This window comes from Caldimonas mangrovi, from assembly GCF_023721835.1.
GTDB lineage: Bacteria > Pseudomonadota > Gammaproteobacteria > Burkholderiales > Burkholderiaceae_C > Caldimonas > Caldimonas mangrovi.
Window position 1 is genome coordinate 162,611 of record NZ_JAMKFE010000006.1, and the last position, 12,204, is coordinate 174,814.

Here is a 12,204-nt window from a genome sequence, read left to right on the forward strand (position 1 = left end):
TGGTGGTAAAGAGGCATTATATCGACGGCCCCTTGCCGGGGGGCTGGCCGGTCTCGGCCCGGGCTGCGGCCGGGCTGTCCGGCCCCTGGGCCGTCTCGAAGGCGCGCAGCCAGCCGACCACCGCATCGACCGTCTCGAGCGGCTGCTCGAAGGGATACAGATGCCCTCCTTCGATCCAGGAAATCCGCCCCTGCGTGACCTGCTGCGTGGCGCGCATGCCGACCTGGCGGACTTCCACCGACCGGGTGCCGCCGACGAACGCGACCGGACGCTGCAGCGGGCGGCTGCGCAGCAGGCGGGGAAAGTGGTGCGGCAGCGTGTCGTAGATTTCGGTCTCGACCTCGCGCCTGAAGCTCAAAGCATGTTGGCCGCCCGAGCTATAGGTGCCGGCCGCGATGTAGTCGCGCAGCACCTGCGGGTGCCAGCGCGCGAAATTCGGCTTGGCCGCGAAATGGGCATGGGCTTCGTCGGCGCTGGTCCAGACGTTGCGCCGCTGGCGCGAGATCTTGCCCGGCGAGATCCTGCTGATCCATCCCGTGGCCTTGAAGAACTGCACGCCGCGCGCCTTGACACCGTGGATGACCGGCGAGTCGAGCAGCACCACGCCGCGCACCAGGTCGGGCCGGTACAGGCACGCCAGCAGGCTCAGGAACCCGCCGAGCGAATGGCCGACCAGGTAGGCCGGGCCGCCCAGCGCCTCGGTCTCGATGAAGTCGATCAGCTGGTCGCGCAGATGGGGCCAGTTGCTGGTGACGGGGAAGCGCGGGTCGTGGCCCAACTTCTCGATGGCGCGCACATCGTAGCCGGCCGCTCGCAAGCGCTCGAACAAGAGCCGGTAGGTGCCGGCCGGGAAACCGTTGGCGTGAGAGAAGACGAGGGGTATCGAGGTCGACATCGTCCTGTCGTCAGCCTTCCGGTGCGTTGATCTTGCGCAGCGGGTTCAGCGATTCGAGCTGCTGCGCCGCGGCGGGCTTCAGCGTCGTTTCGTCGCTGCCCACGTCCCACGACGGGTTGGGGATCGACTCGAACACGTCGCGCAGCCGGTGGCCCCAGGTCTCCCGAATCATGCGGAAGTAAGGGTCGTGGTCGTCGATGTGGACGATGCGCTGAGCATGCAGCGTGTCGGCCTCGTAGACGAGCAGGTCCAGCGGCAGCCCGACCGACAGGTTGGACTTCAGCGTCGAGTCCATCGACACCAGCGCGCACTTGGCGGCCTGGTCGAGCGGCGTCGCGGGCGTGACGACGCGGTCGAGGATGGGTTTGCCGTACTTCGATTCGCCGATCTGAACGTAGCACACGCCGTCGACGCCAGCCTCGACGAAATTGCCGGCGGCGTAGACGTTGAACAGCCGCATCGTCTCGCCCTGGATCTGGCCGCCGAAGATCAGGTTGACGTTGAACTCGATGCCGAAATTCTTCAGCGAGGCCGCGTCGCGCTCGTAGACCTTGCGCACCGCGGCGCCGACGATGCGCACCGCGTCGAACATCGTGCGGCAGTTCCAGATCGATACCGTGCCGCCTTCGCCGCTGATGGTCTCGGTGTGCAGCAACTGCCGCACCGCCTGCGTGATCGCCAGGTTGCCCGACGACAGCAGCACCATCACGCGGTCGCCCGGCTGCTCGTAGACCGACATCTTGCGAAAGGTGCTGATCTGGTCCAGCCCGGCATTGGTGCGCGAGTCGGACAGGAACACCAGCCCGGCATCCAGGCGCATCGCGACGCAGTAAGTCATGAGGGCCTCCCCTGCAGTTCCTTCAGCCGGTACAACGCGTCGAGCGCCTCGCGCGGCGACATCGCGTCGGGTTGCATCGCCGCCAGCGTCTCTTCGATGGCGGAGGCAATGCGGTTGTCCTCGACCAGCGGCGGCGGTGCCGCGAACAGGTCGATCTGGGCGTTGTGGGCGCGCTGTTGCGTCTCCAGCGCTTCCAGCGTGGCGCGGGCCTGGCGCACCAGGCCGGCCGGCATGCCCGCCAGCCGCGCGACCTGCACGCCGTAGCTGCGGCTCGCCGGACCGGGCTGGATCTCATGCAGGAACACGATGTCATCGCCCGATTCGGCGGCCGACACGTGCACGTTGATGGCGCGTTCGTGCTTGGCCGGGAATTCGGTCAGCTCGAAGTAGTGCGTTGCGAACAAGGTGAAGGACTTGTTCCTGTCGTGCAGGTGGCTGGCGATACTGCCGGCCAGCGCCAGGCCGTCGAAGGTCGAGGTGCCGCGGCCGATCTCGTCCATCAGCACCAGCGAATGCTCGGTCGCGCCGTGGATGATGGCGGCCGCCTCTGTCATCTCGAGCATGAAGGTCGATTGCGCGTTCGCGAGGTCGTCGGCAGCGCCGATGCGGGTGTGGATGGCGTCCACCGGCCCAAGGCGGCAATGCCTGGCGGGCACGTACGAGCCCATGGCCGCCAGCAGCACGATCAGCGCGACTTGCCGCATGAACGTCGACTTGCCGCCCATGTTGGGGCCGGTGATCACCAGCATGCGCCGGTTGGCGTCGAGCCGGCAGTCGTTGGGCATGAAGGGGCCGGTGCCGGTTTCGAGCAGCCGTGCCTCGACCACCGGATGGCGGCCTTGCTCGATGTCGATGCAGGGTTCCTTGACGAACTGCGGCTGGCTCCAGCTCAGCGTGGTCGCCCGCTCGGACAGTGCGGACAGGGCGTCAAGGCTCGCCAGCGCGCGCGCCAACGCGGTCAGCGCCGGCAGATGCGGCTGGAGCTCGTCGAGCAATTGCTCGTAAAGCATCTTTTCTCGCGCCAGCGCGCGGTCTTGCGCCGACAGGGCCTTGTCCTCGAAGGTCTTCAACTCGGGCGTGATGAAGCGCTCGGCGTTCTTCAGCGTCTGGCGGCGCTGGTAGTCCATCGGCACCTTGTCGAGCTGGCCCTGCGTCACCTCGATGTAGAAGCCGTGCACCTTGTTGAACTGCACGCGCAGGTTGGCGATGCCGGTGCGCGCGCGTTCGCGCGTCTCGAGATCGATCAGGAAGGCATCGCAGTTCTGGCTGATCGCCCGCAGTTCGTCGAGCTCGGCGTCGAAGCCCGGGGCGATCACGCCGCCATCGCGCACCAGCACCGCCGGCTCCTCGGCCAGCGCACGCTGCAGCAACTGCGCGACCTGCGGCGCAGGGTTGAGCGCTTCGCCGAGGTCGAGCAGCAGCGGCGGCGCCTGCGCCGGCAGCGTGGCGCGCAGCGCGGGCAGGGTGTCGACCGTGGTGCGCAGCCCGGCCAGCTCACGCGGGCGCACCTGGCGCAGCGCCAGCCGCGCGGTGATGCGCTCGACGTCGCTGACCCGCTTCAGCGCCTCGCGCAACGGCTCGAAGCCGTGTTCGAGGAAGGCCTCGATTGCCTCGTGCCGTTGCTGCGCTGGTGTGCGGTCGCGCAGTGGATAGGTCAACCAGCGGCGCAGCGTGCGGCTGCCCATGCCGGTGCGACAGGTGTCGAGCACCGACAGCAGTGTCGGGCTGTCTTCGCCGCGCAGCGTCTGGGTCAACTCGAGGTTGCGTTGCGTGGCCGGCGGCAGTTCGAGCAGGTCGCTGGCCCGTTCGACCGCAAGCGTGCTGACATGTGCCAGCGCGCGGCCCTGCGTGTGCTCGGCGTAGCTGAGCAACGCCGCGGCCGCGGCATGGGCGACCGCAAGGTCCTGCGCATTGAAGCCGGCCAGGCTGACAACCCGCAGTTGCTCGCACAGCTTGCGTGCGCCGAGTGCGGCGTCGAACTGCCAGCCCGGCCGTTTCGTCACGGCAAGGCGGGCTTGGCGCACCGCTTCGGGCCATTCGTCGCCGGCGACCAGCAGCTCGGCGGCGTTCAGCCGCGCCAGCCAGGTGCCCAGCTCGCGCGACGAGCATTCGGTCAGCCCGAGCTGACCGCTGCTCAGGCCCAGCCAGGCGAGGCCGTAGGTGGCGCCCTTGTGGTGCAGCGCGACGAGCAGCGCGTCGCGCTTGTCGGCCAGAAGTTCGGTGTCGGTGACGGTGCCGGGCGTGACGACGCGCACCACCTTGCGTTCGACCGGGCCCTTGGCCGTGGCCACGTCGCCGACCTGCTCGGCGATGGCGACGGCCTCGCCGAGCCGGATCAGCTTGGCAAGATAGGCTTCGACCGCATGCACCGGCACGCCGGCCATCACGACCGGCTGCCCGGCGGTCTGGCCGCGTGTCGTCAGCGTGATGTCGAGCAACCGATTGGCCTTGGCCGCGTCGTCGAAGAACAGTTCGTAGAAGTCGCCCATCCGGTAGAAGACGAGCGTTTCCGGGAACTCGGCCTTGATGCGCAGGTACTGCTGCATCATCGGCGTGTGCTGGCTGAAATCCTGCATCGGCTGGGCCGGGCGGTCCATCATGTGCACCGGCTCCGGTCAGTGCGAGTTGTCTTCGTCCTTGGCACCGGCCACGTCGGCACGGCGAATGCGCACCGGGCCCTTCTTCCTTGCGGCGGGCGCTTCGGCGGGAGCGGGCGCCGGCGCGGCCTCGGCCGGTTCCTCATCTTCCTTGATGATGCGCGTGAACGGCGACAGCAATTGAACAAGCTGGCCGTAGATGCGCGGCGTCGCGGCCACCACTTCACGCTGGTACAGGAAGTCGGACTCACCGGTGAAATTACCGATCAGCCCGCCGGCTTCGGTGATCATCAGCGAGCCAGCGGCCACGTCCCACGGGTTCAGCCCGGTCTCGAAAAAGCCGTCGTAGTAGCCGGCCGCGACGTAGCACAGGTCGAGCGCCGCGGCGCCCGGCCGCCGCAGACCGGCGCATTGCGTCATCACCGCTTCGAACATCTTCATGTAGCGCTTGAAATTGTCGCCCTTGCGGAACGGGAAGCCGGTGCCGATCAGGCAGTCCGCCAGCCGGGTGCGCTTGGACACGCGCAGGCGCTTGTCGTTCAGGTAGGCGCCGCGGCCCTTCGAGGCGTAGAACAGGTCGTTGCGCGCCGGGTCGTAGACGACCGCCTGCTGGACCTGCCCGCGGAAGGCCAGCGCGATCGAGACCGCGTAGACCGGGAAGCCGTGGATGAAGTTGGTGGTGCCGTCCAGCGGATCGATGATCCAGACGTAGTCGCTGTCCTTGGCGCCATGGGTGCGGCCCGACTCCTCGGCCAGGATGCCGTGGCCGGGGTAGGCCGTCAGCAGCGTCTCGATGATGATCTCTTCGGCCGCCTGGTCCACCTCGGTGACGAAGTCGTTCGGCGACGACTTCGCGGTGATGCGCAGCAGGTCCAGGTCCATCGACGCCCGGTTGATGATCGCGCCGGCGGCGCGGGCGGCCTTGATGGCCGTGTTGAGCATCGGATGGAGCGCTTGTTGGGACATGGGCAATACCTGCGGGCAGTGGCGGTCGAGAGGGCTGGCGGGGAGTAAGAGCGGCGCGAGGCCAGCCGGTTCGGCGGGCCTCGCAAAGATAATGCGGATTCTATCTGGCGGCGCTGGGCGCTGCCGGCCACGAAACCTTTCGACGTGACCGGTTGCGCTCGCGGCTGCTTCACGCTGTTGCATGACTGCCGACTCCACCCGCTTCATCCTGCTCAACACCAGCCACCCGGGCAACGTCGGCGCCGTCGCACGTGCAATGAAGGTGATGGGGTTTTCCGATCTGGTGCTGGTCGCGCCGCGCTTTGCCGACGTGCTGGTGCAGGAGGAGACCGTGGCGATGGCCAGCGGCGCGGCCGACATCCTGGTGCGCGCCCGTACCGTCGACACGCTCGCCGAAGCGCTCGAAGGCATCACCTGCGCCTGCGCGACGGCGATGACGCCGCGCGACTTCGGCCCGCCGACGCACGCGCCGCGCGAGTTGTTCGCCCGGCTGGCGCAAGAGGCGCACCGCATCGGCTTCGTGTTTGGCTCCGAGCGCTACGGCATGAGCAACGACGACGTCTACCGCTGCCACGCCGTGCTCAGCATCCCGACCGACCCGGACTACGGTTCGCTGAACCTGGCCCAGGCGGTGCAGGTGGTGGCCTATGACTGGCGCCAGGCGCTGGGCGGCTTCCCGGTGCAGCCGCGCGCGGCCGACCCGTCGCTCGCCGGCGGCCGGGCGGTACAGGGGCTGCTTGCACACTGGGAGCAGGCGCTGGTCGAGATCGGTTTTCTCGACCCGAATGCGCCCAAGAAGCTGATGCCGCGACTCAACCAGCTGTTCAACCGGGCCCAGTTGACCGAAGAAGAGGTGCACATCCTGCGCGGCATCGCCAAGGCCATGCAGAAGGGCAGCCGGTAGGCGGGGCAGGGCGGCAAGGCCGCCGTTACACTGTGCCACTCCCGTCGACAGCTCTGCCCCATGTTCCAGCACCTGCGAGAAGACATCGCCTGCATTCTGGAGCGCGACCCAGCGGCGCGTTCGAAGTGGGAGGTGTTGACCTGCTACCCGGGCCTTCATGCCCTGGTGTTGCACCGGCGCGCGCACTGGTGCTGGACCCATGGCTTGCGCTGGCTCGGGCGTTTCGTCTCGCACCTGAGCCGGTTCTTCACCGGCATCGAGATCCACCCGGGCGCCACCATCGGCCGGCGGGTCTTCATCGACCATGGCATGGGCGTGGTGATCGGCGAGACGGCCGAGGTCGGCGACGGCTGCACCATCTACCAGGGCGTTACGCTCGGCGGCACATCGCTGCACAAGGGAGCCAAGCGGCACCCGACGCTGGGGCGTGGTGTCATCGTCGGCGCCAATGCGCAGGTGCTGGGAGCCTTCACGGTCGGCGAAGGCGCGCGGGTCGGCTCCAATGCGGTGGTCGTGCGCGAAGTGCCTGCGGGCGCCACCGCTGTGGGCAACCCGGCTCGCATCCTGCACAAGGAGGCCGACGCGTTGCGCGAAGAGGCCGCTGCCCGCATGGGTTTTTCGGCCTATGGCGTCACCCAGAGCGACGACCCGGTGTCGCAGGCCATCAACGGGCTGGTGGACAACGCGTCCAGCCAGGAGCACCAGATCGCGCTGCTGTGGCAGGCCATCGAGCGGTTGTCGAACGCGACCGTGCCGACTGACGCCCACACCACCGAGCAGTTCGACGCTGAGAAACTCAACCAGCTCGTCAGGTAGCGGCGGCCGGCCGGATCGCCGACTTGGGCCGGAAGGCCTTGCACACCGCTTCGTCGGTCTCGATGTAGGGGCCGCCGATCAGGTCGATGCAGTAGGGCACGGCGGCGAAGATGCCGTGCACGATGGCCCTGCCATCTGCGTCCTTGAGCCCTTCGAGGGTTTCCGCGATCGACTTGGGCTGACCGGGCAGGTTGATGATCAAGGCCTTGCCGCGTATCACCGCGACCTGGCGCGACAGGATGGCCGTGGGCACGAATTGCAGACTGATCTGGCGCATCTGCTCGCCGAAACCGGGCATCACCTTGTCGGCCACGGCCAGCGTGGCTTCGGGTGTCACGTCGCGCGGCGCCGGGCCCGTGCCGCCGGTGGTCAGCACCAGGTCACAGCCGGCCTGATCGACCAGCCCCCGCAGGGCCGCGCTGATGCGTTCCTGTTCGTCGGGAATCAGGCGTGTTTCCCAGCTGACCGGGTTGCGCACGGCCCTGCCCAGCCACTCCTGCAGGGCCGGCACACCCTTGTCCTCATAGACGCCGCTCGACGCACGGTCACTGATCGAAACCACGCCGATGCGCACGGGATCGAAGTCACTCATACGGGGCTTCCTCCAGCAGGGGCTTGATGAACTGGAACAGCTCGCGGTAGGCCCGGCCGCTACGCTGCTCCGGCGCTGCGGCTGCGTCCTTGCGGGCAGCGCGCACCAGGCTGCGCAATTGCTGCACGTCGCACTGCGGGTGCTCACTCATCCAGCGGGTGACGGCGTCATCGCTCGCGATCAGTTCGGCGCGCCAGTGCTCGGCCTGGTGCAGCGCCAGCGTGCCTTTGGCGTGGCCGAGCTGCAGCGCGGCGATCGCCTCGCGGATGGGTTCGGGGTCGACCCGGCGCATCAGCTTGCCGATGTACTGCATCTGCCGCCGCCGCCCCTCGTGGGAGCGCGTGCGCCGGTACTCGCGCAGCGCGTCGCGCAGCGACTCGGGGATCTCGAGCTTCTCGATGCGGTCGTCCGGCATCTCGACCAGCGCCTCGCCGAGCGACTGCAGCTCGTGCATTTCCTTCTTGAGCTGCGTCTTGCTGGGCAGTTCGGCGTGTGCGTCGAGATCATCGTCGGGAAGGTCGGAAGGCATTGCGGGAAACGAGAGCGCCTGGCTCGCGAGAAGGAGGTGGGCCAGTATCATAAAGCCGCACTTCCGCTCGCCATCACGGACCTCCATGCACCAGCCTTCCCGCTCCGCGCCCGTCCAGGGCTTTGCCTATACGCAGGACCAGTTCCGCACCCTCGTCGAAGACGCGCTCGCATTTGCGCACAAGCTGGGCGCCAGCGACGCGGCCGCCGAGGTGTCCGAAGGCGCGGGCCTGTCGGTCTCGGTGCGCAAGGGCGACCTGGAGAACGTCGAGCGCAACCGAGACAAGTCGCTCGGCGTGACGGTCTACATCGGCCAGCGGCGGGGCAACGCCAGCACGTCCGATTTCTCGCGCACGGCACTCGAGCAGACCGTGCGTGCGGCCTACGACATCGCGCGATTCACCGCCGAGGACCCGGCCGCCGGCCTGCCCGAGGAGGGCGATCTTGCAACCCCGCAGGATGCGGCGCGCGACCTCGATCTCTTCTACCCGTGGGCCATCGATGCGCAGGCTGCCGCCGAGTTGGCGATGCGCTGCGAGGCCGCGGCGCTCGAAACCGACAAGCGCATCACCAATTCGGAAGGCGCCGGGGTGTCGGCCCAGCAGTCGCACTTTTTCGCCGGCAACACGCGCGGCTTTCGCGGCGGCTACGCCAGTTCGCGCCATTCGCTGTCGGTGGCCCCGATCGCCGGACGCGGCAACGACATGCAGCGCGACGCATGGTACAGCTCCATGCGCGACGCGGCCGAACTCGCATCGGCAGAAGCCGTCGGCCGCTATGCCGCCGAGCGAGCGCTGTCGCGCCTGAAGTCGCGCAAGATCGCCACCTGCGAATGCCCGGTGCTGTACGAGTCGACGCTCGCAGCCGGGCTGCTCGGCGGCTTCGTGCAGGCCACCAGCGGCGGAGCGCTCTACCGCAAGGCGACCTTCCTGGTCGACAGCCTCGGTCAGGCCGTCTTCCCGGAGCACGTCGACATTCACGAAGACCCGCATCTGCCGAAAGCCAAGGGCAGTGCCCCGTTCGACGACGAGGGCGTCACGACGCGCGCCAGGCACGTCGTGAAGGACGGACGTGTCGAGGGCTATTTCCTGTCCAGCTATTCGGCGCGCAAGCTCGGTATGCGTACAACCGGGCATGCCGGCGGTTCGCAGAATCTTTTTTTGACGAGCAAACTGACACAGCCTGAAGACGACCTGAAAACGATGCTGAAAAAGCTCGGGCGTGGACTGTTCGTGATCGAGCTGATGGGGCAGGGCGTCAACTACGTGACGGGCGACTATTCGCGTGGTGCGGCGGGCTTCTGGGTCGAGGGCGGCGAGATCGCCTACCCGGTGCACGAGATCACGATCGCCGGCAATCTGCGCGAGATGTTCCAGCGCATCGCCGCGATCGGCTCGGACGCTTACACGCTGGGCTCGAAGACCACCGGCTCGGTGCTGATCGAGCGCATGAAGATTGCTGGAACCTGAACGCACCCGGCAGCAGTACCACCCGGTGCTGAAAACCACCTGAGAAAACGGGGCCACTAGGTAGTATCGACAAGAGGAATCCTCCTGTAGGGCGGCCGTCGACCCGCTTCCTAGAATCGCGCGGCCTCGTTCTCCTATTTCCTTGTTTTCCCCTTACAGGAGTTTCTTGATGGAACGTCGTTCCTTTGTTCGTAGCGCCGGCATCGCCGGCGTGCTGGCCGCGGGTGCCGCGCCAGCCGTCGTGCATGCGCAGGCCAATGTCCGCTGGCGCCTGGCTTCCAGCTTTCCGAAGGCGCTGGACACGATCTACGGCGGCGCCGAGGTGTTCGCAAAGAAGGTGTCGGACATGTCCGGCGGCAAGTTCCAGATCTCGGTGCACGCCGGCGGTGAACTGCTGCCGCCGTTCGGCGTGGTCGATGGTGTGCAGAACGGCACCATCGAGATGGCCCACACCGTGCCGTATTACTTCTTCGGCAAGGACGAGACCTTCGCGATCGGTGCGGCCATTCCGTTCGGCATGAATTCCCGCCAGATGACGGCGTGGATGTTCCATGGCAACGGCATGAAGCTGATGCGCGAGTTCTACGCGCAGTACAACATGGTCAACTTCCCCGGCGGCAACTCCGGCGCCCAGATGGCCGGCTGGTTCCGCAAGGAGATCAAGACCGCCGCCGACATGAAGGGCCTGAAGTTCCGTATCGGCGGTTTTGCGGGCAAGGTGCTGGAGCGCCTGGGTGGCGTGCCGCAGAACATCCCCGGCGGCGAGATCTACCAGGCGCTCGAGAAGGGCACGATCGACGCGGCCGAGTGGGTCGGCCCGTACGACGACCAGAAGCTGGGTTTCTACAAGGTGGCGCCGTACTACTACTACCCCGGCTGGTGGGAGGGCGGTCCCGAGATCGAGTTCTTCATCAACGACAAGGCCTGGAACAGCCTGTCGCCGGAGTACAAGGCGATCGTCGAGGCGGCATCGGCCTACGCGCACGTGGACATGCAGGCCAAGTACGACCAGCGCAATCCGGAGGCGCTCAAGCAATTGGTGGCGCAGAAGGTCAAGCTGATGGCCTTCCCGAAGACATTGATGGACGCGGCCTTCAAGGAGTCGATGGCACTGTACGACGAGCTGTCTGCCAAGAACCCGAACTGGAAGAAGGTGTATGCCGACTACGCCAACTTCCGTCGCGATCAGAACTTGTGGTTCCGCTTCACCGAAGCGCAATTCGATCGCTACATGCAAGCCGCGAAGCTGTGAACGCGCGCCCTGCGGGGCATGCGTCCAGGTTGCGATCAGGCCCCGCCTCGGCGGGGCTTTTTCATGCCTGCACGACGTTGCTTGCAATAAGCTGAAAGTGGCATCGATGCCTCGTGGCAGTGCGACGTTCACGTCTCTCGTGTGGCTTATTCCCGAGCGGGAAAACCCCTGTCAGCAAGCTGAATACCCACTTCTAGAATCGCCGCACGCTTGTCGCATCCTTTTGTTTCCATACTCGGAGAGGAGATAGCACATGGAACGTCGTTCCTTCATACGCAACACGGGTCTCGCCGGCGTGCTGGCTGCCGGTGCTGCGCCCGCCATCGTCCACGCCCAGGCCAGCATCCGCTGGCGTCTGGCCTCGAGCTTCCCGAAGGCGCTGGACACCATCTACGGTGCCGCAGAAGTCTTCTCGAAGAAAGTGTCGGAAATGTCCGGCGGCAAGTTCCAGATCTCGGTGCATGCCGGGGGTGAGCTGCTGCCGCCGTTCGGCGTTGTCGACGGTGTGCAGAACGGCACCATCGAGATGGCGCACACGGCGCCGTACTACTTTTTCGGCAAGGACGAGACCTTCGCACTCGCCTGCGCGATCCCCTTCGGCCTGAACTCTCGCCAGATGACGGCGTGGATGTACGACGGCAACGGCCTGAAGCTGATGCGCGAGTTCTATGCGCAGTACAACATCATCAGCTTCCCGATGGGCAACACCGGCGCGCAGATGGGCGGCTGGTTCCGCAAGGAAATCAAGACCGTCGACGACTACAAGGGCCTGAAGTTCCGCGTCGGCGGCTTCGCCGGCAAGGTGATCGAGCGCCTCGGCGGCGTGCCGCAGAACATTCCCGGCGGCGAGATCTATCAGGCGCTGGAGAAGGGCACGATCGACGCGGCCGAATGGGTGGGCCCGTACGACGACCAGAAGCTGGGCTTCTACAAGGTCGCGCCGTTCTATCACTACCCTGGCTGGTGGGAAGGCGGCCCGCAGCTCGACCTGTATGTCAACACCAAGGCCTACGAGGGCCTGTCGGCAGAGTACAAGGCCATCGTCGAGTCGGCCGCGGCCTACGCCCACACCGACATGCAGGCGCGCTACGATGCCCGCAATCCGGAAGCGCTGAAGCAGCTGGTGGCCGCGAAGACCAAGATCGTGCCGTTCTCGAAGGAAGTGATGGACGCGGCCTTCCGCGAAGCGATGGCACTGTATTCCGAGCTGTCCGCGAAGAACCCGAACTGGAAGAAGGTCTACACCGACTATGCCAACTTCCGGCGCGACCAGAACCTCTGGTTCCGTTTCACCGAAGCGCAGTTCGATCGCTACATGCAGTCCGCCAAGCTCTGACCGCTCAGAGT

11 protein-coding genes are annotated in these 12,204 nt (G+C 66.7%); 5 read left to right on the forward strand and 6 right to left on the reverse strand.

What is annotated here, in order from left to right; all coding sequences use genetic code 11:
- Positions 1–16: 16 nt before the first annotated feature.
- Genes M8A51_RS12080 through M8A51_RS12095 form a run of 4 tightly spaced genes read right to left on the reverse strand, consistent with a single transcriptional unit; the run spans position 17 to position 5,296 of the window.
- Positions 17–895 (reverse strand): alpha/beta fold hydrolase, encoded by an 879-nt coding sequence (locus M8A51_RS12080; RefSeq protein ID WP_251778716.1) that lies wholly within the window; start codon positions 893–895, stop codon positions 17–19.
- A gap of 10 nt (positions 896–905) precedes the next feature.
- Positions 906–1,733 carry a proteasome-type protease gene (locus M8A51_RS12085; protein WP_251778717.1) on the reverse strand — a complete coding sequence of 276 codons (828 nt, stop codon included), beginning with the start codon at positions 1,731–1,733 and terminating at the stop codon, positions 906–908.
- Positions 1,730–4,330, reverse strand: coding sequence for a DNA mismatch repair protein MutS (gene mutS / locus M8A51_RS12090; RefSeq protein ID WP_407062231.1), 2,601 nt, complete (start codon positions 4,328–4,330; stop codon positions 1,730–1,732). Before mutS ends, M8A51_RS12085 begins: the two co-directional genes overlap by 4 nt.
- Before the next feature lie 18 nt (positions 4,331–4,348).
- Complete coding sequence (locus M8A51_RS12095; RefSeq protein ID WP_251778719.1) at positions 4,349–5,296, reverse strand: inositol monophosphatase family protein; 948 nt, start codon at positions 5,294–5,296, stop codon at positions 4,349–4,351.
- Between the two features lie 181 nt (positions 5,297–5,477).
- On the opposite strand from M8A51_RS12095, the gene M8A51_RS12100 reads away from it, so the two are divergent.
- Both M8A51_RS12100 and cysE read left to right on the forward strand, forming a co-directional pair.
- The gene (locus tag M8A51_RS12100; protein ID WP_251778720.1) at positions 5,478–6,200 is read left to right on the forward strand and encodes an RNA methyltransferase; all 723 of its coding nucleotides are present in this window, start codon (positions 5,478–5,480) and stop codon (positions 6,198–6,200) included.
- Positions 6,201–6,260: 60 nt separating this feature from the next.
- Positions 6,261–7,016 (forward strand): serine O-acetyltransferase, encoded by a 756-nt coding sequence (cysE, locus tag M8A51_RS12105; protein WP_251778721.1) that lies wholly within the window; start codon positions 6,261–6,263, stop codon positions 7,014–7,016.
- Here cysE and mog read toward each other — a convergent pair.
- The gene (gene mog / locus M8A51_RS12110) at positions 7,009–7,608 is read right to left on the reverse strand and encodes a molybdopterin adenylyltransferase (protein WP_251778722.1); all 600 of its coding nucleotides are present in this window, start codon (positions 7,606–7,608) and stop codon (positions 7,009–7,011) included. The genes cysE and mog overlap by 8 nt on opposite strands.
- Complete coding sequence (gene yjgA, locus M8A51_RS12115) at positions 7,601–8,137, reverse strand: ribosome biogenesis factor YjgA (protein ID WP_251778723.1); 537 nt, start codon at positions 8,135–8,137, stop codon at positions 7,601–7,603. Before yjgA ends, mog begins: the two co-directional genes overlap by 8 nt.
- An 85-nt stretch (positions 8,138–8,222) precedes the next feature.
- Here yjgA and pmbA point away from each other — a divergent pair, with 85 nt between their 5' ends.
- From pmbA to M8A51_RS12130, 3 genes are all read left to right on the forward strand, one after another.
- On the forward strand, positions 8,223–9,605 hold the full coding sequence (gene pmbA / locus M8A51_RS12120; RefSeq protein ID WP_251778724.1) for a metalloprotease PmbA: 1,383 nt from the start codon (positions 8,223–8,225) through the stop codon (positions 9,603–9,605).
- A gap of 169 nt (positions 9,606–9,774) precedes the next feature.
- Entirely contained in the window at positions 9,775–10,857 is a 1,083-nt protein-coding gene (locus M8A51_RS12125) for a TRAP transporter substrate-binding protein (protein ID WP_251778725.1), read from the forward strand.
- Positions 10,858–11,110: 253 nt separating this feature from the next.
- Positions 11,111–12,193 carry a TRAP transporter substrate-binding protein gene (locus M8A51_RS12130; RefSeq protein ID WP_251778726.1) on the forward strand — a complete coding sequence of 361 codons (1,083 nt, stop codon included), beginning with the start codon at positions 11,111–11,113 and terminating at the stop codon, positions 12,191–12,193.
- Positions 12,194–12,204 lie beyond the last annotated feature (11 nt).